At 65.4% G+C, this 19,249-nt stretch carries 21 protein-coding genes and 1 tRNA gene; 10 read left to right on the top strand and 12 right to left on the bottom strand.

The genetic code is table 11. The annotated features are described in order from the left end of the window. The first annotated feature begins 51 nt into the window (after positions 1-51). Entirely contained in the window at positions 52-732 is a 681-nt protein-coding gene (locus ACIPPQ_RS08840) for a prolyl hydroxylase family protein (RefSeq protein WP_446543748.1), read from the top strand. 20 nt (positions 733-752) lie between these two features. Here the strand turns inward: ACIPPQ_RS08840 and ACIPPQ_RS08845 are convergent, their stop codons facing one another. Then, on the bottom strand, positions 753-1,499 hold the full coding sequence (locus ACIPPQ_RS08845) for an SIMPL domain-containing protein (protein WP_446543749.1): 747 nt from the start codon (positions 1,497-1,499) through the stop codon (positions 753-755). A 134-nt stretch (positions 1,500-1,633) separates the two neighbouring features. On the opposite strand from ACIPPQ_RS08845, the gene ACIPPQ_RS08850 reads away from it, so the two are divergent. Together ACIPPQ_RS08850 and ACIPPQ_RS08855 are read left to right on the top strand one after the other, a co-directional pair. Continuing rightward, complete coding sequence (locus ACIPPQ_RS08850) at positions 1,634-3,409, top strand: ABC-F family ATP-binding cassette domain-containing protein (RefSeq protein WP_446543750.1); 1,776 nt, start codon at positions 1,634-1,636, stop codon at positions 3,407-3,409. A 57-nt stretch (positions 3,410-3,466) separates the two neighbouring features. Then, complete coding sequence (locus ACIPPQ_RS08855) at positions 3,467-3,979, top strand: DUF2569 family protein (protein ID WP_446543751.1); 513 nt, start codon at positions 3,467-3,469, stop codon at positions 3,977-3,979. Positions 3,980-3,982: 3 nt separating this feature from the next. Here ACIPPQ_RS08855 and ACIPPQ_RS08860 read toward each other — a convergent pair whose 3' ends face one another. Next, positions 3,983-4,465, bottom strand: coding sequence for a DUF6456 domain-containing protein (locus tag ACIPPQ_RS08860; protein ID WP_446543752.1), 483 nt, complete (start codon positions 4,463-4,465; stop codon positions 3,983-3,985). An 88-nt stretch (positions 4,466-4,553) separates the two neighbouring features. On the opposite strand from ACIPPQ_RS08860, the gene ACIPPQ_RS08865 reads away from it, so the two are divergent. Further along, entirely contained in the window at positions 4,554-5,114 is a 561-nt protein-coding gene (locus ACIPPQ_RS08865) for a helix-turn-helix domain-containing protein (RefSeq protein WP_327457149.1), read from the top strand. Continuing rightward, complete coding sequence (locus ACIPPQ_RS08870; protein WP_446543753.1) at positions 5,115-6,290, top strand: glycosyltransferase; 1,176 nt, start codon at positions 5,115-5,117, stop codon at positions 6,288-6,290. A gap of 63 nt (positions 6,291-6,353) precedes the next feature. Here ACIPPQ_RS08870 and secF read toward each other — a convergent pair whose 3' ends face one another. From secF to yajC, 3 genes are read right to left on the bottom strand one after another with little or no spacing between them, the layout of a single operon-like run. Next, positions 6,354-7,334, bottom strand: a complete 981-nt coding sequence (gene secF / locus ACIPPQ_RS08875) for a protein translocase subunit SecF (protein WP_327457153.1) — start codon at positions 7,332-7,334, stop codon at positions 6,354-6,356. A gap of 12 nt (positions 7,335-7,346) precedes the next feature. Beyond that, the gene (gene secD, locus ACIPPQ_RS08880; protein ID WP_446543754.1) at positions 7,347-8,960 is read right to left on the bottom strand and encodes a protein translocase subunit SecD; all 1,614 of its coding nucleotides are present in this window, start codon (positions 8,958-8,960) and stop codon (positions 7,347-7,349) included. Between the two features lie 55 nt (positions 8,961-9,015). Further along, positions 9,016-9,345, bottom strand: coding sequence for a preprotein translocase subunit YajC (yajC, locus tag ACIPPQ_RS08885; RefSeq protein WP_052182143.1), 330 nt, complete (start codon positions 9,343-9,345; stop codon positions 9,016-9,018). A gap of 257 nt (positions 9,346-9,602) precedes the next feature. Between yajC and ACIPPQ_RS08890 the strand changes: the two genes are divergently transcribed. The 3 genes from ACIPPQ_RS08890 to ACIPPQ_RS08900 all read left to right on the top strand — a co-directional run bounded on the left by ACIPPQ_RS08890 (position 9,603) and on the right by ACIPPQ_RS08900 (position 11,314). Beyond that, positions 9,603-9,679, top strand: a tRNA-Pro gene (locus tag ACIPPQ_RS08890). 52 nt (positions 9,680-9,731) lie between these two features. Next, a complete protein-coding gene (locus tag ACIPPQ_RS08895) occupies positions 9,732-10,475 on the top strand; it encodes a TSUP family transporter (RefSeq protein ID WP_446543755.1) in 744 nt (247 codons plus the stop codon). Positions 10,476-10,540: 65 nt separating this feature from the next. Then, the gene (locus tag ACIPPQ_RS08900) at positions 10,541-11,314 is read left to right on the top strand and encodes a TSUP family transporter (protein ID WP_446543756.1); all 774 of its coding nucleotides are present in this window, start codon (positions 10,541-10,543) and stop codon (positions 11,312-11,314) included. Here ACIPPQ_RS08900 and ACIPPQ_RS08905 read toward each other — a convergent pair. Both ACIPPQ_RS08905 and ACIPPQ_RS08910 read right to left on the bottom strand, forming a co-directional pair. Continuing rightward, positions 11,311-11,634, bottom strand: coding sequence for an EF-hand domain-containing protein (locus ACIPPQ_RS08905; protein ID WP_446543757.1), 324 nt, complete (start codon positions 11,632-11,634; stop codon positions 11,311-11,313). The genes ACIPPQ_RS08900 and ACIPPQ_RS08905 overlap by 4 nt on opposite strands. A gap of 98 nt (positions 11,635-11,732) precedes the next feature. Continuing rightward, a complete protein-coding gene (locus ACIPPQ_RS08910) occupies positions 11,733-12,710 on the bottom strand; it encodes an NADPH:quinone oxidoreductase family protein (RefSeq protein ID WP_446543758.1) in 978 nt (325 codons plus the stop codon). A gap of 71 nt (positions 12,711-12,781) precedes the next feature. On the opposite strand from ACIPPQ_RS08910, the gene ACIPPQ_RS08915 reads away from it, so the two are divergent. Both ACIPPQ_RS08915 and ACIPPQ_RS08920 read left to right on the top strand, forming a co-directional pair. Further along, positions 12,782-13,351: a glycoside hydrolase family 108 protein gene (locus tag ACIPPQ_RS08915; RefSeq protein ID WP_446543759.1), complete on the top strand. Its 570-nt coding sequence runs from the start codon at positions 12,782-12,784 to the stop codon at positions 13,349-13,351. A 61-nt stretch (positions 13,352-13,412) separates the two neighbouring features. Then, entirely contained in the window at positions 13,413-13,826 is a 414-nt protein-coding gene (locus ACIPPQ_RS08920) for a holin family protein (RefSeq protein ID WP_446543760.1), read from the top strand. On the opposite strand, the gene ACIPPQ_RS08925 is transcribed toward ACIPPQ_RS08920, so the two are convergent. The 5 genes from ACIPPQ_RS08925 to speB form a co-directional block, all read right to left on the bottom strand. Then, positions 13,823-14,299, bottom strand: coding sequence for an SRPBCC domain-containing protein (locus ACIPPQ_RS08925; RefSeq protein WP_446543761.1), 477 nt, complete (start codon positions 14,297-14,299; stop codon positions 13,823-13,825). The genes ACIPPQ_RS08920 and ACIPPQ_RS08925 overlap by 4 nt on opposite strands. Next, entirely contained in the window at positions 14,296-16,941 is a 2,646-nt protein-coding gene (alaS, locus tag ACIPPQ_RS08930; RefSeq protein WP_446543762.1) for an alanine--tRNA ligase, read from the bottom strand. Before alaS ends, ACIPPQ_RS08925 begins: the two co-directional genes overlap by 4 nt. Before the next feature lie 72 nt (positions 16,942-17,013). Then, on the bottom strand, positions 17,014-17,607 hold the full coding sequence (locus ACIPPQ_RS08935) for a hypothetical protein (protein WP_446543763.1): 594 nt from the start codon (positions 17,605-17,607) through the stop codon (positions 17,014-17,016). Continuing rightward, positions 17,597-18,247 carry a glutathione S-transferase family protein gene (locus tag ACIPPQ_RS08940; protein ID WP_446543764.1) on the bottom strand — a complete coding sequence of 217 codons (651 nt, stop codon included), beginning with the start codon at positions 18,245-18,247 and terminating at the stop codon, positions 17,597-17,599. Before ACIPPQ_RS08940 ends, ACIPPQ_RS08935 begins: the two co-directional genes overlap by 11 nt. Positions 18,248-18,265: 18 nt before the next feature. After that, positions 18,266-19,081 carry an agmatinase gene (gene speB / locus ACIPPQ_RS08945; protein WP_446543765.1) on the bottom strand — a complete coding sequence of 272 codons (816 nt, stop codon included), beginning with the start codon at positions 19,079-19,081 and terminating at the stop codon, positions 18,266-18,268. Positions 19,082-19,249: the final 168 nt, after the last annotated feature.

The raw sequence follows: 19,249 nt of genomic DNA on the forward strand, positions 1-19,249 counted from the left end.
CCCCGTTCGTCAAGCATTGTTCGCACGCGCTTCCCTGCTAAAAAGCGCGCCATGGCCGGAAATGATCATGTCGACATGGCGACCTCGGGCGCCGACCGCACCGCCGAGCGGCTCGCCGCCGTCCCCGGCATCCGCCGCGCACCATCGCCGAAGCTCCAGCAGTTCATGCTGTCCGGCTTCCTCGACGCCGAAACCTGCGCCGCGTTGATCGCGCAGATCGATCGCGACGTACGGCCTTCGACGATCGCCGATCCGAACGGCGACGAGGCGTTTCGAACCAGCACGACCTGCGACCTCGACCATCGCGACCCGATCGTGATCGCGGTCAACAACCGTCTCCACGACCTCACCGGAATTCCGCGCGAATATGGCGAGCCGATGCAGGGCCAGCGCTACGACGTCGGGCAGGAATTCAAGGCGCACACCGATTATTTCGACCCGCACGGCACCGACTGGGAAACCTATTGCGCGATTCCCGGTCAGCGCAGCTGGACGCTGATGATCTATTTGAACGAGCCCGCCGCGGGCGGCGCGACGCGCTTCCTCGCGACCGGAAAAATGCACCAGCCCGAGGCGGGCAAGCTGCTCGCGTGGAACAATGTGCACCCCGACGGCACCGCCAACCCCGACACGCTCCACCACGGGATGAAGGTGCGCAAGGGCCGCAAATATATCATCACGAAATGGTTTCGCGAACGCCCCTGGCCGTGGGCCGAGGGGGAGCTGGCCTAGGCCAACTCCCTGCCCCGCTTTTACTTCACCAGACGATACTGGAAATTCAGCGTCAACGTGTTCGACACACGACCCGGCTCGACCGGCGTCGCCTTTGCCGAACCGGCATCCATCGCCATGCGCACCATCGGCATCGGCGGCTGCGGGCCAAAGCTACCGCCTTCGCTGATCGACACCAGCTCGACGCCGCGGAAACCGGCAAGACGCGCATAATCCTGCGCCTTCGCTTCGGCCGCCTTGATCGCGGTGCCGCGCGCGCCGACGAGCTGCGCGTCGGGGTCCTTCATCCCGAACGACGGGCCGTCGATGTTCGTACCGCCCGCGGCGACGAGCGCGTCGAGCAGCGAACCGATATCCTCGATCTTCGACGTCGTCACGCGCACGCTGTTCGACACCTGATAGCCCAGGAAGCGTGGCGGCTGGCCGTCACCGCGATTGTTATAGTCGTATTGCGGCGACAGGTTGATGCCGCTCGTCTGGATATCTTCGGCCTTGATCCCGCGCGCCTTCACCGCGGCGATCAGCTTGTCCATCGCCGCCGCATTGGCACGCATCGATTCAACCGCGGTCGGCGCGGTCGTCGTCACGCCGGCACCAACGGTCGCCTGGTCGGGACGCGAACGCACTTCTTCGCTGACCGAGAAGGTCAGGATCGGACCCTGGGTCGTTGCTGCTGCCACCGTCGAACCTCCCTGTTGTGCAAGCGCGGGCGTCGCCGCCATCAGCGCCAGTCCGGTTGCCATAACGGCGAACAATTGCTTCGTCATTTCATTCTCCTGTGAACCGGGCTTCCGGTCATCTGTGATGTCCGCCCCGTAACGCAGACGGAGCGAACCCGTTCCGGCCTTTGTGCGCAGCGCGCTTGCATGATGCTGAACGTATCGGTAGCGCGCCGTTCATCATGGCAGCTCCCATTCTTTCATATGAAGGCCTCGGCCTTGTGCAGGGCAGCGGCTGGCTGTTCCAGGATCTCGACATCTATGTCGGCGAACGCGACCGGCTCGCGCTGATCGGCCGCAACGGCGCGGGCAAGACGACCCTGCTCAAGCTACTCGCGGGCCAGATCGACGCCGACAAGGGCAAGCGCATGATCGTCCCCGGCACGCATGTCGTGATGCTCGAGCAGGAACCCGATTTTTCGGGTTTTGCAACGCTGATGGATTTCGCGGTCGCTGCGCCCAACGCACCCGAAGCCTTTGAAGTCGCCGCGATCGCCGACCAGCTCGGCATCGATATGTCGCGCACTGCCGCCAGCGCCTCGGGCGGCGAACGCCGCCGCGCCGCGCTCGCCCGTGCGCTCGCGCAGAACCCCGACGTCCTACTGCTCGACGAACCGACCAACCATCTCGACCTCGCGGCGATCGACTGGCTCGAAAGCTGGCTGGCCCGCTACACCGGCGCCTTCGTCGCGATCAGCCACGACCGCACCTTCCTCACCCGCCTGACGCGCCAGACCCTGTGGCTCGACCGCGGCAGCATCCGCCGCAAGGAAATCGGCTTCGGCGGTTTCGAAGAGTGGAGCGACGCCGTCGCCGCCGAGGAAGCGCGCGCCGCGCAGCGCCTCGACTCGAAGCTCCGACTAGAGGCGCACTGGCTCGAACGCGGCGTCACCGCGCGCCGCAAGCGTAATCAGGGCCGGCTCGAAAAGCTCAAGGAAATGCGTGCGACGCGCGCCGCGATGATCGGCGGACCCGGCGTCGCCAAGCTCGGACTCGCCAACGACGATGTGCGCTCGAAATCGGTGATCGTCGCCGAAGGCGTTTCGAAAAGTTTCGGCGACCGTACGATCATCAAGAATTTCGATTTCCGCGTCCAGCGGGGCGACCGCATCGGCATCGTCGGGGCCAATGGCGCGGGCAAGTCGACCCTGCTCAAGCTGCTCACCGGCGAAATCCAGCCCGACGAGGGCAAGATCACCCTCGCCCCGACGCTCGACGGCATCATCATCGACCAGCAGCGCAGCCTGCTCTCGCCCGATAAACGCGTGCGCGACATCCTCGCCGACGGCGGCGACTGGGTCGAAGTGCGCGGCGTCAAAAAACATATCCAGGGCTATCTCAAGGAATTCCTCTTCGACCCCGGCGTTGTCGAAGCCAGCGTCGGCGCGCTCTCCGGCGGCGAACGCTCACGCCTCCTTCTCGCGCGCGAATTCGCCCGCGAATCGAACCTGCTCGTCCTCGACGAGCCGACGAACGATCTCGACCTCGAAACGCTCGACCTGTTGCAGGAAGTCATCGCCGACTATGCCGGCACCGTGCTGCTCGTCAGCCACGACCGCGACTTCCTCGACCGCACCGTCACCGTCACCCTCGGCCTCGACGGGTCGGGCAGGGTCGACATCGTCGCGGGCGGCTATGCCGACTGGGAAGCGAAGCGGGTCAAGCCCAACAGCGTCAAGGCCAAGGCCGCGACCGCCGCGCCACCGCCCCCGCCGACCGCGCGCAAGAAATTGAGCTATAAGGATCAGCGCGACTACGACCTGCTGCCCGGCCGCATCGAGGAGATCGAGACGGAAATGGCGGGGATCGAAACCGAGCTGTCCGACGGGGCCCTCTTCACGCGCGACAATGCGCGCTTTACCGCGCTGACAGCAAAGCTCGACAAGCTGCGCGATGAAAAAGTGGCTGCCGAAGATCGCTGGCTGGCGCTTGCCGAAGAGGTTGAAGCGCTGGGATAATCACGAGGTTGCCAAATATTACGCCCCCCTTCAGAAGGACAAAGGAGGGGAAAAGACATGGCCAACTATTCGGAAATGCCGGAATCGGAAATACCGGAACTGAAGGGCGTTGCAGGCTGGCTGCGCCTATTCGTTATCATTCTGTCGGCCATCTCGCCGCTGCGCAGCATCATCCAGACTAGTGCGACTCTCCAGATTGCGCCGGATATCAAAGCGCAATTGGGAACGAAGTGGACAATATATGAAGCCTTTACCTGGAGCCTGACAGCCGCCATGGCCATGGCGACCCTCTATTTCGCCTATCGCCTCATATGGGTTCAGAATCGATCCACCGTGCGCCTGGTTATCAGAGGATTATGGGTAGTGACTGTCGGTGCCCTTGCACTGGACTTCATCGTCGCCAGCATTTTATGGCCTGAAAATATCGCGCAACTTGACCCTGAGTATATAAAGGGCATCTTCCAGTCGCTGATATTTGCGACGATCTGGTCGCTCTACCTCATGAAATCCCGACGCGTCGCGAACACCTATGTCGACGATAAATCCGAAGCGCAGCAAATATTCGGCTAGGCCTCACCCCGTCCCGTAAAAGCGCGCCAGCCGGTCGAGCGCCAGCCCCAGCACCAGCTTGCCCGATCGCGCCGGCCACCCCAGCATTTTCTCGGCACCCCCAATCCCCTCGCCCGCGCAGATGACGCGCCAGCAAATATCGGCCAGCCCCGGCCCCACCGCGTCGAGCGCGCCATGAAAGCGCCGGTGCGCGTCGATCCGCGCCAGCGACGCATCCGACGCCCGCGCGCCGCCGCGGCTTTTCGCGGGCGGCGCCGCATCCCAGCGCATCGTGACGCGCGCCGCCAGCTCCGCACGCTCATAATCGGCGCGCAGCCGCTCGCCGGCGCGCAGCTGTGCGTCGGTCAGATGTCCGCGCGACGCAAGCCATGCGATCGGGCTTTCGGCCACATGGACCGTCACATGACGCATCACCTGCGGCCCCGCCTTGTCCGGATCGATCCGGTCGTCAGGGTGAAGGCGCGTCTCGAGGCGGCGTGCGGTCATGCGATTCTCCTTTGCTTCACCGCGGGCTTGACACTGGAATATTTTGTAGGAAAGAAGAAACCGATTTGGTTATCTGAAGGTTGCCGCCATGATCAACAGCATCCGTTCTGTCCGTCGTGCCAAGGGCCTCACCCTCGAAGAAGTCGGCCAGCGCTGCGTTCCGCCGACCACCGCGCAGACGATCGGCCGCCTCGAAACCGGGACGCGGACGCTTTCGCTGGGCTGGATGAACCGAATCGCGGCGGCGCTCGGTGTCGAGGCCGCCGAACTCGTCCAGTTGCCGCAGGATACGCAGCTCACCATCACCGCGCTGCTCGGTGCCGAGGGCGCGCAGGCGCCGACGCGCGTCGAGCAGGCGCTCACCGCGCGTCCGGGCGAGGATATGGTCGCGGTTCGCGTCACGTCGTCGATCGGCGACTATCGCGCCGGCGACGAAATCTGGTGTCGCCGGATAGAAGGCGACTGGGCAAGCGTGCTCAACCGCGACCTCCTCGTGCCGCGCCCCGCGGGCCGCTTCTTCTTTGCGCGCCTGCTCAATGTCGACGGCGAAAAACTCCACCTGCTCCCGCTCGGCACCGGCCAGCGCCAGCAGGTCGTCAGCAACCCGCCATGGGCCGCGGTTGCGGTTCGCCTGCTTCGTTCGCTCTGAGTGCCCGCCCCCTCACCCCTGCGCGTCCTCTCGATCGCGACGCTTTTCCCCGATGCGGCGCGGCCGAACTTCGGTCTCTTCGTCGAAAAGAGCCTGCGCGCGCTCGCAGCGCAGCCCGGCATCGAGCTCATAGTCGTCGCCCCGGTGGGCTTGCCGCCCTTTCCCCTGTCGCTCCACAAACGCTATCGCGCGCTGCGCGACCTGCCGCGAGCCGAGACGTGGAACGGCCTCACCGTCCTGCGGCCGCGCTTCACGCTGATCCCGCGCTACGGCGCCCGCTTCAACCCGCAGCGGGTCGCGCGCGCGGTCCTTGCGGCGGTGCGCGGTCGCGAGTTCGATGTTGTCGATGCGCAATTCTTCTATCCCGACGGCCCCGCCGCGATGCACGTGGCGGACCGGCTCGGACTGCCCTTTTCGGTCAAGGCGCGCGGCGCCGATATCAGCCATTTCGGGCATGACCCCGCGACGAAAGCGCAAGTGATGGAGGCCGCCGGCAAAGCCGCCCGCCTGCTCGCCGTGTCGGACGCGATGCGGGGCGATATGGCCGCGATCGGTATCGACCCGGCCAAGGTCGCAGTTCATTACACGGGGATCGACACCGCACGCTTCCATCCCGGCGACCGCGCTGCCGCGCACGCGGCGCCCGGCATGGACGATGCGCCCGCCATCCTGACCGTGGGCGCGCTGATCCCGCGCAAGGGGCAGGCGCTGGTCATCGAGGCGCTGCCCGCGCTTCCCGGCGTCCACTATTGGCTTGCGGGCGCCGGCGAAGAGGAAGGCCGCTACCGCGCGCTCGCGCGAAAGCTCGGCGTCGACACCCGCGTCCACTTCATGGGTCCCGTCGCGAACGCCGAGCTACCGCAGCTTTACCGCGCAGCCGATGCCGTCGTCATGCCATCGGCGAGCGAGGGCCTCGCCAATGCATGGGTCGAGGCGCTCGCCTGCGGCACGCCGATCGTCATCAGCGACGCGGGCGGCGCCGCCGAACTGGTGACGTCGCCAACCGCCGGCCGGATCGTCGAGCGCACACCGGGCGCAATTGCCAAAGCCGTCGCGGCCATTCTGGCAAACCCGCCCGCCTCGCCGGATGTTGCGGCGAGCCTCGGCGGCCGGTTCGACTGGGACCGCAACGGCCGCGAACTCGCCGCGCATCTCCACGGCTGCGCCGGTCTCTAGATACGACAACGCCGGCCCGCTCACAGAGCGGACCGGCGCCGATTTCTTTGAAACGGGATTGTCTCAGACGACCGCGCCGTCGTCCTTGCGCTCGATGCGTTCGCCGCCGTCCATGCCCGCGACCGTGCGCGGGACAAAGCTGTGCGGACCGACCTTCAGCCACACCAGCACCGGGGTCGACATCAGCACCGAGGAATAGCCGCCGATGAACACGCCGAACAGCATCGCAGCGGTAAAGCCGAAAATCACGTCCGGGCCAAAGATCAGCAGCATGCCGAGCGCCAGAACCATCGCGACCGTCGTCATGACCGTACGCGACAGCGTTTCGTTGATGCTGAGATTGAGGAGCGGAATAATCTCCATCTTGCGATATTTTTTCAGATTCTCGCGAATACGATCATAGACGACGATCGTGTCGTTGAGCGAATAGCCGACGATCGTGAGCAGCGCCGCGACGCTGTTCAGGTCGAACTGCATCTGCGTCACCGCGAACAGGCCGAATGTCAGCGACACTTCGTGGAACAGGCGGCCGAGCGCACCAACCCCGAACTGCCATTCAAAGCGTATCCAGATATAGATCGAGATGCCGAGGATCGCGAGGCCGAGGCTGATCGCGCCGGTGCGTATCAATTCTCCCGAAACCTTGCCCGAAACGGTTTCGACCGAGCCGGTCTTCGCAGTCGGGAAGGCTTTGTGAATACCCGAGACCAATTGCTGCCCCGCACGCTCGGCGGCGGCCTTGTCGCCGTCGGGAAGCGCGGTACGGATCGACACCGCCTTGTCCGATCCGAACTGCTGGATCGTCGCTTCGCCAAGGCCGATGTCACCGACCTTTTCGCGAATTTCGTCGATGGGCGGCATCCCCTGCGTGAATTCGACGCGAACCGACTGGCCACCGACGAAGTCGACGCCGAGGTTCAGGCCCTTCACCGCGACCAGTGCGATCGACACGGCCACGAGGAAAAAGCTCATGAACGAGGCGACTTTCCGCCACCGCAGGAAGTCGATATTGGTGTCGTCAGGAACGAGTTTCAGCAAGCGCATCGTTTCGCTCCCTTAAATATTGATCGACGTCGGGCGCTTGGTCCGCAGCCAATGGGCTACGAACATGCGCGTGACGGTGACGGCGGTGAAGACGCTGGTGACGATCCCGATGGTCAGAACCACCGCAAAGCCCTTGATCGGGCCCGAACCGAACCAGAACATCAACGCGGCCGCGATGACGTTGGTGACGTTGGCGTCGAAAATCGCGCGGCTTGCCTCGCTATAACCCAGCTCGACAGCCTGGAAGACCTTTCGACCGCGTTTCAATTCCTCGCGTATGCGCTCGTTGATCAGCACGTTCGCGTCGACCGCGGCGCCGATCGTCAGCACGAAGCCGGCGATCCCTGGCAGCGTCAATGTCGCGTTGAACGCCGCCATGACCGCGATGATCATGAAGACGTTGAAGACGAGCGCGACGCACGCATAGACGCCGAAGCGGCCGTATACGATGAGCATCAGCACCAGCACCGACACCGTTGCGATAATGCCAGCGATCGCACCCTTACGGATCGAATCGGCGCCGAGTTCGGGGGTGACCGTGCGCTCTTCGACCACGGTCATCTTCACCGGCAGCGCGCCCGAGCGCAGCGAAATCGCCAGCGCGTTCGCGCTTGCGACGCTGAAGCTGCCCGAAATCTGGGCGCTGCCGCCAAGGATCGGCTCGTTGATCGACGGCGCCGACAGTACCTTGCCGTCGAGCACCATCGCGAAACGCTTGCCGACATTCTGCGCCGTCACCTTGGCAAAGGTGCTCGACCCGCCCGAATCGAAGCGGATCGAGACGACCGGTTGGTTGTTCTGCGGGTCATAGCTTTGCTGGGCGTTGATCAGCTGTTCGCCGCTGATCATTACCTGCCGGCGCAGCACTTCGAACGCCGCGCCATTGCCCTCGCCTTCGGCATAAGGAACGATCTCGCTGCCCACGGGAACGCGGCCCGCGGCGGCTTCGTTGGGATCGGCGTTGGTGTCGACCATGCGGAATTCGAGGCGCGCGGTCTTGCCGATCAGTTCCTTGAGTGCGGCCGGATCCTGGAGGCCCGGCACCTGCACGACGACGCGGTCGGTGCCCTCGCGGATGATCGTCGGCTCGCGCGTGCCGAGCGCGTTGACGCGCTTGTCGATGATGTCGCGCGCGGTGTCCATCGCGTTCGCCACGGCCTGCGTCTGCCCCGCGCTCGTCGGGGTCATTTCGATCCGCGTCGAATTGACGACGGTGACCGTCCAGTCGCGCTGCCCGGTCAGCTGCGCGCCGCGCGTCTCGTTAAACAGGCGCTCGCGCGCTTCGTCGAGCTTCGCAAGGTCGCGAACGAGGAAGCTGATCTTGCCGCCCGCCGTCGACAGCTCGCCGATTGCGATATCGTCGTCGGGACCGCTTTCGCCGCGCATCGCGGTGCGCACGGTCTTTTCCATATTCGCGAGCTGCGTCTTGCGCAGGTCGGCGATGTCGGCTTCGAGCAAGAGGTGGCTACCACCGGCAAGGTCGAGGCCCAGATTGACCTTCGCCTGCAGGAAGGACGGCAGGCTGTTCACCGTCTTTTCGGGAAGGAAGCTGGGAATGGAGAAGATGATACCGAGCAGCAGGCTGATGCTGATGCTGATGGTCTTCCAGCGCGGGAAATCGAGCATGGTCTAGAAATCCGATAGCAAGCGCGGGGCCGCGGCGAACGCCGCCACCGCCGCGTCAGTCGTTGGCGGGCTTGCCACCGGGCTGGAGAACGTCGGCGAGGGTCGATTTCACGACCTTGATCTTCACGCCCTGTGCGATTTCGACATCGACGAAATCATCGTCGACGCGCGTGATCTTGCCGACGATGCCGCCGCCGGTCACGACCTGGTCGCGCGGCTTCACCGCCGCAACCTTGGCGCGATGTTCCTTGGCGCGGACCTGCTGCGGGCGGATCAGGAAGAACCAGAACACCGCGAAGATCAGCAGATAGGGGACCAGCATCAGGAAACCGGCAGCCCCGCCGCCCGATCCGGCCGCCTGGGTCAGAAGCAATTGCGTCGACATGAATGAAAAACTTTCCGTTCGAACGCGCAGCCCGTTCCCCTCCGGAACCGGCGCGCAAAGATGGCGTGGCGCCTATCACGCAGGGGCGTTGCGCGCAACCGGGCGTACGCGCCCCTCCCCCTTGGCAAGCCTCGCCGAAATGGGAAGCATCCTCATCAGATCAACCCCGCACCATCGATCGCGGCAATAACAGACCATCGCCGCTTGCATCGCCCGCCAACCCGCGCTAGGGGCCTCGCCTGCCCAACAGGGCCGGTCGGGACGTAGCGCAGCCTGGTAGCGCATCACACTGGGGGTGTGGGGGTCGGAGGTTCGAATCCTCTCGTCCCGACCAAATTCTGAACCGCCGATATTGCGGTCCGCATCCTCACGGAAAGCGAGATACGATGCAGGCAAGCGTGCTGATCGTGATCGCCGCCTTCCTGACCTCCATCCTTTCGGGCGTCTTCGGCATGGCGGGCGGCCTCATCTTCATGGGCCTGCTCGCATGGCTGCTTCCTGCAGCGTTCGCGCTGGCGCTGCACGGGGTCATCCAGTTCGCATCGAACACGTGGCGCTTCCTGCTGCACCGCCGTCACGTCGCATGGCCGGTGCTGCTGTGGTTCGGGATCGGCGCGGCGGCGGCCATCGGCCTTTTCTCGCTGCTGATTTTCTCGCCGACCAGATTTTACGTCTTCCTCGGCCTCGGCCTGATGCCGATCCTCGTCTGGCTGCCCGAACGCTGGCTGTCACTCGACGCGACGCGGCCCGGGCACGCGATCGGCGGCGGCTTCGTCTCGACCGGCCTCGCGCTCGTATCGGGCGTCTCGGGCCCGGTAACCGACCTGCTGTTCGTCCACAGCAAGCTGAACCGGCATCAGGTCGTCGCAACCAAGGCGATGATGCAGGCGATCGGCCATGCCTCGAAGATCCTCGTTTATGGCGGGCTCTTGCTCAGCGCTCCGGCGCGCGCGGTCGTCCCCTTGCCGGTGACCGCCGTCGCGATTCTCGCGTCGATGGCGGGTATCATAGTCGGCGGAATCATCCTCGATCGCATCAGCGAGGCGCACTTCCGCGCCGGCCGCCGCTGGATCATCACCATCGTCGGAGCCACTTTCCTCGTGCAGGCATTCCGGACCGCCCTTGCCTGAAGCCGCATTGCTATTCGCGCGCGCGCCACTGGCCAAACCGTGGCCCCGCGCCTAACAGGCCCCGCATGGAATTCGCCCCCGAAATTTTCGCCTTCCTGATCGCCGTGGCCTTTCTCGCCGGCGCGATCGACGCGATGGCGGGCGGCGGCGGCCTGCTCACCATTCCCGCGCTGATGGCGGCGGGCATTCCCCCCGTGGCTGCGCTGGCCACCAACAAGCTGCAAGCAACCATCGGCACCTCGTCGGCTTTCCTGACCTTCTGGCGCGGCGGGCATGTCGACCTCCGTCGCTTCGCCCTCCCCGCCGCCGGCGCCTTTGCCGGTTCGGTGCTCGGCGCGACCGCGGTGCAATATGTGCGCTCCGATTTCCTTGCCGCGCTCGTGCCGATCCTGCTTATCGCGATGGGGCTCTATTTCCTGCTCGCCCCGCCGATGAGCAGCGTCGACCGCCACGCGCGCGTCGGCCCCATCGGGCTCACCCTCATCGTCGCGGCGCTCGGTTTCTACGACGGCTTTTTCGGTCCCGGCACCGGTTCCTTCATGACGCTGACGCTCGTCGCACTCGGCGGCCTCGGGCTCGTTCGCGCGATTGGCAACACCAAATTCCTCAACCTCGCGACCAATATCGCGGCGTTGTTCGCGATGATCGTCGGCGGCCATGTCCTCTGGCTGCTCGGCCTGTCGATGGCGGCCGCGAATGTCGCGGGCAACCAGCTCGGCGCGCGGCTCGCGATCCGCTTCGGCGGACGCGGGGTACGGCCGCTGCTCGTGATCATGTCCTTTGCCCTGACCGCGAAGCTGCTGGCCGACCCCGCCAACCCGCTGTGGACGCTCTTCTAGCGCTGGTCTTCGGCTGGCGGCGGCGGCTCCGCACGCGCCTTCTGTTTCGCTGCCAGCTCCGCCTTGTCGACGACACCGTCGCCGTTCGCATCGATAAATTTGATGAAGGCGTCGATCTTTTCGGGAGCGGCCATCGCCGGATCGCCTTGCTGCCGGGCGCGCATTTCGGCCATTTTGGTAAGCTCGGCCTTGTCCAGCTTGCCATCGCCATTGGCATCGATCGTCGCAAACATGCGGCCGCCATCCTGCGGCGGCTGGGCCGCGGCTGCCGCGGGAAGCGCCAACGCGAAGCCTGCGGCGATCATCGTCCATTTCGTCATATCATGTCCTTTGGTCTTGTTCGGCGCATGCGCCGGGACGCCCCGCTGCGGCCATGACAGCTTGCGCGGTGCAAAACCATGGCAGCGGCTTCGGCTCGTCACGGTTTCAGCACGACCTTGCCCACCGCCTCGCGCCGTTCGAGCATCGCGAACCCTTCGCGCCAGTCGGCGAGGTCGAGCGACGCATGGACGTGCGGCCGGATTTTCCCCGTCGCCGCCAGCGCATCGATCGCCGCAACATTTTCCGCCCCCCGTTCGGGAAAGCGCCGCCCATATTCGCCCGCGCGCACCCCCACGACCGAAAAGCCCTTGATCAGCGGCATGTTCACCGACACCTCGGGGATGCGGCCCGACGCGAAGCCGATAACGAGCAAGCGTCCGCCGAACGCGATACAACGCGTCGATTCGTCGAAGACATCGCCGCCAACCGGATCAAAGATGACATCGGCACCCTTGTCGTCGGTCAGCGTCTTCACCGCCTCGCGAAAACCCGGACCGGCAGGAATCAGGGCATCGGGTGCATAGAGCCGCGCGATCGCGTCACGCTTTTCCGCGCTGCTCGCGACCGCGATCACGCGCGCACCCAGCGCCTTCGCCAGATCGACCGCCGCCAGCCCGACGCCGCCCGCCGCGCCATGGACGAGCACCCACTCGCCCGGCTCGACCCGCGCGCAGCGGACCAGCGCGACCCACGCGGTTAGATACGCGACCGGGTAGGCAGCGGCGGCGTCCCATCCCAGCGCACCGGGCTTTCGACGCAGGCTGGCCGCCGGAACGACGGTATATTCGGCCATTGCGCCGAACCGGTTGCCGCCTACGACGGCGTCGCCTGGCGCCCAGCCGTCCACCTCTTCGCCGACCGCGTCGACTTCGCCCGAAAATTCCAGCCCTGAAACGAACGGCAGGTCGGGCTTCAACTGATAACCGCCGCTGGTCATCAACAGATCGGGGAAGTTCACCGCCGCCGCGCGCACGCGCACGCGCACTTCGCCGGGTCCAGGGACAGGTACGGGCAAATCCTCGAGCGCCGCGCCCGCGTGATCGGGACGCAATTCGCGTACCTGCAAAGCCCGCATGGCGAAAACCCTTTCCTACAATATTCCTATATGGTTCATTTTTATAGTTCACCGAACCAAAGGAACGAATCATGCCACGACCCGACCCATCGGCTTGCGATGCCGACACGCTGATCGACGCCGTCATCGACCGCGAAGGCCGATATGTAAACCACCCCGCCGACCGCGGCGGCCCCACCTGCTGGGGAATCACCGAAGCCGTTGCACGCGCGCAGGGCTATGCGGGTCCGATGCGCGAGCTGCCGCGCAGCGAGGCCGCATCAATCTATCGACGCCTCTATTGGCTGCGTCCCGGCCTCGACAAGGTCGCGCTCCGCGCCCCCAAAATCGCCGCCGAACTCTTCGATACCGGGGTCAACATGGGCACCGGCACCGCGGCGAGCTTCCTCCAGCGCGTACTCAACGCGCTCAACCGGACCGCGCGCGATTATCCCGACATCGCCGTCGACCGCGAGATCGGCCCGCGGACGCTGTCGGCACTCGACGGCTTTCTGAATGCGCGCGGCAAGACGGGCGAAACCGTCCTCCTGCGCGCGATGGAGGCGCTACAGGGCGAACGCTATATCGCGCTCGCCGAACGCCGCCCGAGCCAGGAGGTCTTCCTGTACGGCTGGCTCGCCAATCGCATCGGCAACGGCTGATGCCTCTCGGCGCGCCATTGGGCTGAACTTCCCTGAACTTTGAACCTGCAGGAGCATTACCATGAGCATTATCGAAGGCCTGATCGGCCCCATTGCGAAGCTGATCGACAAGATCATCCCCGACCCCGAAGCGCGCGACCGCGCCAAGCTCGAACTGCTGAAGATGGAGGGCAGCCAGGAAATGGAGGCGATCCGTACCCGGATGACCGCGATCGTCGCCGAGGCGAACAGCGCCGACCCGTGGACCAGCCGCGCGCGGCCGAGCTTCCTCTATGTCATGTATGCCCTGCTGCTCTGGGCGATCCCGATGGGCCTGATCGCCGCAGCACGCCCCGACATGGCAAAGGGCATCGCCGACGGCATGAACGCCTATCTCGCGGGCATCCCGGAATCGCTCTACGCGCTCTTCGGCACGGGTTATCTGGGCTACACCGCCGCGCGGGCGTGGGGAAAAGCGAAGGGGGTCGAAGGCTAAGTCTCGACCACCGCCGCCAGATTCGCGAGCGAGCTGTTCAACCCTTCCACATGATCCTTCGCCGAAATACCCGGCGGCACGTGATGCGCGTCGATCGTGACCAGCGTACCGCCGCCCTGCCGCGACAGATACCAGTGCATCTCCATCGTCCCCGAAAAGCGCGGGTCGTCGGACTCGAATTCGACCTGCCACACCACCAGCCGCCCGTCGTCGAGCGTCGGGATATAGACTTCCACAATATCGCTATCGTCGTCGCTCTTGGTTTCGACATCGGCGTCGTCGAAGGTCAGCCGCATCAAAAAGCCGCCGCCCGCGCGCAGGTCGACATGGTCGAACGTCCCCGTCGCCCCATCGGGCGGCAACCATTGCGCGAGCTTTGTCGCGCTGGTGAAGGCCGCAAAGACATCGACCAGCGGCGCGGCGACCAGCCGTTCGGCATGATCGATGCGCCGCGTCTTCTTGGTCGGTTTCAAGCGAGCGCGGCTTTGACCGCCGCGACGGCATCGTCCGCCGCGCCGCCATCGGGACCACCGCCCTGCGCCATGTCGGGCCGTCCGCCGCCGCCCTGCCCGCCAAGCGCGGCGACCGCCGCCTTGACCAGCTCGACTGCGCTGAGGCTGGCGGTCTTGTCGTCGGTCACGCCGACCGCAACCGAAGCGCGCCCGTCGTTCACCGCGACGAGCATCGCGACGCCGCTACCGACCTGCTTCTTGAGGCCGTCGACCGTCCCGCGCAATTCCTTGGGATCGAGCCCGTCGACGACCTGCGCGAGGAACGCCGTTTCGCCAACCTGCTCGACCGCGGGACCCGCGGCGGCACCGCCGCTCCCGCCCATCGCGAGCGCCTTCTTCGCATCGGCCAGCTCGCGCTCGGCCTTCTTCAGCGCCTCGGCCAGCTGTGCGACGCGCACCGGCACATCGTCGGGCGAGGTCTTGAGCGCCGCGGCCGCTGCCTTCAGCGCTTCGTCGCGGCCGTTCAGCCAGACGCGCGCCGCGTCACCGGTCAACGCCTCGATACGCCGCACGCCTGACGAGACCGCGCTCTCGCTGACGATCTTGAACAGGGCGATATCGCCCAGCGCACGGACGTGCGTCCCGCCGCATAACTCGACCGAATAGCTATGATCGTCCGTATGTCCCATGCTGAGCACGCGCACCTCGTCGCCATATTTCTCGCCGAACAGCGCGAGCGCGCCCGCCGCGACCGCGTCGTCGGGGGTCATCAGCCGCGTCGTAACCGCCTCGTTCCCGCGGATCTGCGCATTCACCTCGGCTTCGATATCGGCGATTTCCTCCGGCGTAAGCGCCTTAGGATGCGAGAAGTCGAAGCGGAAGCGGTCCTCGGCAACGAGGCTGCCCTTCTGCGTGACATGTCCGCCGAGCCGGCCCCGCAGCGCCGCGTGCAACAGGTGCGTCGCGCTGTGGTTGGCGCGAATGCGGTCGCGCCGCGCGGCATCGACCGTCAGTTTCACTGTGTCGCCGATCGCGATCGCACCTTCCTCCACCTTGACCTGATGCGCGTGCAACCGCCCCAGGGGTTTCAAGGTATCGAGCACGATGGTCTCACGGGTGTGGTCGCTGGTGATCGTGCCGGCATCGCCCATCTGGCCGCCGCTTTCGCCGTAAAAGGGTGTCTGGTTTGTGATGACAACGGCTTCGCCGCCCGCATCGATCCGCTCGACCGACTTGCCCTCCTGGACGAGCGCGATCACCGTCGCCTCACCCTCGGTTGAGGTGTAGCCGGTGAATTCGGTGCTACCGTTGGTCTCGGCGATATCGTACCAGATTTCGTCCGACGCCTTTTCACCGCTGCCCTTCCACGCCGCGCGCGCCGCCGCCTTCTGCTGTGCCATCGCGGCGTCAAAGCCCGCACGGTCGACCGCGATGTCCTGCGTGCGCAGCGCATCCTCGGTCAGGTCATAGGGGAAGCCATAGGTGTCATAGAGCTTGAACGCGACGTCGCCGGGCAACGTTGCGCCCGCGCTCATGCCCACGGTCGCCTCGTCGAGCAGGCGCAAACCCTTGTCGAGCGTTTGGCGGAACTTCGTTTCCTCGCGCTCGAGCGTCTCGGCGATCAGCGGCTGCGCGCGGATCAGCTCGGGATAGGCGGCGCCCATCTCGGCGGTCAGCGACGGCAACAGCCGGTACATCAGCGGGTCCTTGGCGCCGAGCAGGTGCGCGTGGCGCATCGCGCGCCGCATGATCCGGCGCAGCACATAACCGCGGCCCTCGTTCGACGGCAGCACGCCATCCGCGACAAGGAAGCTCGATGCGCGAAGATGATCGGCGATCACCCGGTGGCTCGCCTGCGTCGCGCCCTCGGCCGGGACGCCGGTCAGGTCGACCGATGCCGCAATCAGCGCCTTGAACGTGTCGGTGTCGTAATTGTCGTGGACGCCCTGCAGTACCGCCGCGATGCGCTCCAGCCCCATGCCCGTGTCGATGCTCGGCCGCGGCAGGTCGATCCGGTCGCCCGGGCCGCGCTGGTCGTACTGCATGAACACGAGGTTCCAGATTTCGACGAAGCGATCACCGTCCTCTTCGGGCGATCCCGGGGGGCCGCCCCAGATATGCTCGCCATGGTCATAGAAGATTTCGCTGCACGGACCGCAAGGCCCCGTGTCGCCCATCGACCAGAAATTGTCGCTCGTCGCGATGCGGATGATCCGCTCTTCAGGCAGGCCCGCGATCTTTTTCCACAGGTCGAACGCCTCGTCGTCGGTGTGATAGACGGTAACGGTCAGCCGCTCGGGCGCGAGACCCCACACCTTGGTAATCAGCGTCCAGGCGTGGTGGATCGCCTGCTCCTTGAAATAGTCGCCGAAGGAGAAATTCCCCAGCATTTCAAAGAAAGTATGGTGTCGCGCCGTAAAGCCGACATTGTCGAGGTCGTTGTGCTTGCCCCCGGCGCGCACGCATTTCTGCGACGAGACCGCGGTCTTGTACGGCCGCGTCTCAAGGCCGGTGAAGACATTCTTGAACGGCACCATGCCCGCGTTGACGAACATCAGCGTCGGGTCATTGTACGGCACCAGCGGCGCCGACGGCTCGATATGGTGGCCCGTCCCCCCGAAATAGTCGAGGAAAGAGCGGCGAATGTCGTTGGTCGATGTCATGCGCGCGAATTAGGCATTTTGGGGCGATGCGACAAGGTGATTAGTGTCAATCGCCATCATCGACGCAACCGGTCAGAAATTGGTCGCGATCCCCTTGCCCAGATAGCAGGGCAATTGTCGCAGTACGTCGGCCTTGGGCACCCCGTCTTCGATCAGGTCGGCGGGCACTTCGGACGTATCGGTACGCACGACGGTCCATCCGTCGGCGGGCGTCGCACGGTGGACGACGACATAGCCGCAATCCATCGTCCTGTCCTTGCGGTCGCCACGAAAATCGAAGGCGGCATAAAGCCCTGGCGGCTGCCCTGCGGGATCGAGATACCAGCTGAGGCGGAGCGGGCGGATCTGGCCGTCAGCCCACAGGGTGGTTCGCTTGCGGAGGTTCATTTCCCATTCGAGCCGCGGGTTCGCCGCCTGGAACGACAAGCGCAGCATCGCATAGGCTGCCGCGAAATCGCGGCGTTCGAGCGCAAGCGTATATTCGGCAAAGCGGTCGATGGCGCCTTCCTCGTCGAATGCCGACGGTTTGAACGTGACACCCTCTGGAGCGACCACCTCCCGCTCCACCTCGGGCGCGAGCGCCGGTGGTGCCGCGGTCGCGCCGGAGGTTCCGAAAAGCAGGACCGCGGCCGCCAGCATGGCGCGGCCCCGATACTCAATAGCCATAATAGGCGCCGCCCTTTTCACGTGCGCGCCGCCAGGCCGGACGGTCGTGACAGCTGTTCACGAACGCCGCGAGCTTCGGATAGCGGGGCGCCATGCCCTGCATGATCGCGATTTCGGCAGGGAAGCTCAGCATGATATCCGCCGCCGACAGGTCGTTGCCGATGAAATGGCCGTTCGCTCCGACGCGGCTTTCCATATAGGCGAAATGGGCGTCGAGTTGCTGCGCGATACGCGGTTCGATCGGCGCGGCGGCTTCGCCGAGCCGAGCCGTATAGATGCGCAGCAGGATCGGCGTCATCGCCGACCCTTCGGCGAAATGCAGCCATTCGAGGTGGCTGATATGATCGTGGGTGCCGCGTTCGGGCACCAGATGCCCGCCGCCGTGCCGTTCGCACAGATATTCGGTGATCGCGCCCGATTCGATGATCACGCGGCCCCTTCCGCCAGGGGCGGCATCGTCGAGCTCCTCGATCACGGGCGACTTGCCGAGGGGATGGACCGCGAGCAGTTCGGGTGGCGCAAGGTTGGTCACCGGATCGCGATCATAATATTTGACCTCGTACGGCGCGCCGATTTCTTCGAGCAGCCACAGGATGCGCTGCGAGCGGCTGTTGTTCAGATGGTGGACGATCAGGCTCATGGCGCTCTCCTCAGGGGTTCAATCTTGGCAAGGACCGTTGCGGTCGATCAGCGCCGCCAGCTCGCGAACCAGCTTGGCACCGAGAATCGCGGTGACACCGCCGATATCGCGACCGGGATGCAGTTCGACGATATCTGCGCCGACGATGGGCGCGGTCTGCTTGTGCAATATGGCGAGCATCTCGCGCACCGTCAGCCCGCCCGGCTCGGGATGCGCAACACCCGGCGCTGCTGACGGATCGAGGCCGTCGAGATCGATCGAGATATACAGCGGTCCCTCGAGCACCGGGACCGCATCGGGAGTGAAACACGCCATGGGGACAATCTCGACGCCGAACCGGTCTGCCTGCTCGCGGCAGTGGCCGGTAAGCGTGCGAATGCCGACCTGCACCAGCCGCTTGGCATGACCAGCTTCGCAGATGCGCGCAAAGGGCGAGGCATGGCTGCGCGGGTTGCCGGAAAAATCGTCGTAGAGATCGGGGTGCGCGTCGAAATGGAGGATATTGACCGGGCCGAAACAGGTCGCCGCAGCCTCGACAAGCGGGAAGGTTACCGCATGGTCGCCGCCGATCGCGAGCGGCACCTCGCCATCTTCGTGGAGCATCGTGACGTGACGGCGGATCGCCGCGTCGTCGCGCGCCGTATCTTCGGTCAGCGGCAAATCCCCATCGTCGGTGAAGGCAACCTCGGCACCGATCTCGGGCCCCAGTTCGCTCGCCATATTGCCACGGTCGCTCCACAGGGCCGCACGGATCGCGGCGGGGCCGGCGGCTGCGCCGCGTTCGAAGCTGCTGTTGATATCGGTCGGCAGGCCGAAGAGACGGATCGCGGGCATGGCGCGTTGTACCCGCTGGGCGCGGTCAGGCAAGGATCAAGCGGAAAGGGCGTGAAAAGTCACGCGAAGTCAACGGCGGGCGGACCCACCTGCAGGGGAGAGGGAATGCAGGCGCCCCAATAGGGGCAAGGAGGGGGCTGGAGGCCCGCCGCCGTTCGCCGGCCGATC

The organism is Sphingopyxis sp. LARHCG72 (assembly GCF_052871675.1).

Bases quoted from the DNA above. Each gene is read 5' to 3' on its own strand.
- ACIPPQ_RS08840 (WP_446543748.1), top strand. From the start codon at position 52: ATGGCCGGAAATGATCATGTCGACATGGCGACCTCGGGCGCCGACCGC.
- ACIPPQ_RS08845 (WP_446543749.1), bottom strand. From the start codon at position 1,499: ATGACGAAGCAATTGTTCGCCGTTATGGCAACCGGACTGGCGCTGATG.
- ACIPPQ_RS08850 (WP_446543750.1), top strand. From the start codon at position 1,634: ATGGCAGCTCCCATTCTTTCATATGAAGGCCTCGGCCTTGTGCAGGGC.
- ACIPPQ_RS08855 (WP_446543751.1), top strand. From the start codon at position 3,467: ATGGCCAACTATTCGGAAATGCCGGAATCGGAAATACCGGAACTGAAG.
- ACIPPQ_RS08860 (WP_446543752.1), bottom strand. From the start codon at position 4,465: ATGACCGCACGCCGCCTCGAGACGCGCCTTCACCCTGACGACCGGATC.
- ACIPPQ_RS08865 (WP_327457149.1), top strand. From the start codon at position 4,554: ATGATCAACAGCATCCGTTCTGTCCGTCGTGCCAAGGGCCTCACCCTC.
- secF (WP_327457153.1), bottom strand. From the start codon at position 7,334: ATGCGCTTGCTGAAACTCGTTCCTGACGACACCAATATCGACTTCCTG.
- secD (WP_446543754.1), bottom strand. From the start codon at position 8,960: ATGCTCGATTTCCCGCGCTGGAAGACCATCAGCATCAGCATCAGCCTG.
- yajC (WP_052182143.1), bottom strand. From the start codon at position 9,345: ATGTCGACGCAATTGCTTCTGACCCAGGCGGCCGGATCGGGCGGCGGG.
- ACIPPQ_RS08895 (WP_446543755.1), top strand. From the start codon at position 9,732: ATGCAGGCAAGCGTGCTGATCGTGATCGCCGCCTTCCTGACCTCCATC.
- ACIPPQ_RS08900 (WP_446543756.1), top strand. From the start codon at position 10,541: ATGGAATTCGCCCCCGAAATTTTCGCCTTCCTGATCGCCGTGGCCTTT.
- ACIPPQ_RS08905 (WP_446543757.1), bottom strand. From the start codon at position 11,634: ATGACGAAATGGACGATGATCGCCGCAGGCTTCGCGTTGGCGCTTCCC.
- ACIPPQ_RS08910 (WP_446543758.1), bottom strand. From the start codon at position 12,710: ATGCGGGCTTTGCAGGTACGCGAATTGCGTCCCGATCACGCGGGCGCG.
- ACIPPQ_RS08915 (WP_446543759.1), top strand. From the start codon at position 12,782: ATGCCACGACCCGACCCATCGGCTTGCGATGCCGACACGCTGATCGAC.
- ACIPPQ_RS08920 (WP_446543760.1), top strand. From the start codon at position 13,413: ATGAGCATTATCGAAGGCCTGATCGGCCCCATTGCGAAGCTGATCGAC.
- alaS (WP_446543762.1), bottom strand. From the start codon at position 16,941: ATGACATCGACCAACGACATTCGCCGCTCTTTCCTCGACTATTTCGGG.
- ACIPPQ_RS08935 (WP_446543763.1), bottom strand. From the start codon at position 17,607: ATGGCTATTGAGTATCGGGGCCGCGCCATGCTGGCGGCCGCGGTCCTG.
- ACIPPQ_RS08940 (WP_446543764.1), bottom strand. From the start codon at position 18,247: ATGAGCCTGATCGTCCACCATCTGAACAACAGCCGCTCGCAGCGCATC.
- speB (WP_446543765.1), bottom strand. From the start codon at position 19,081: ATGCCCGCGATCCGTCTCTTCGGCCTGCCGACCGATATCAACAGCAGC.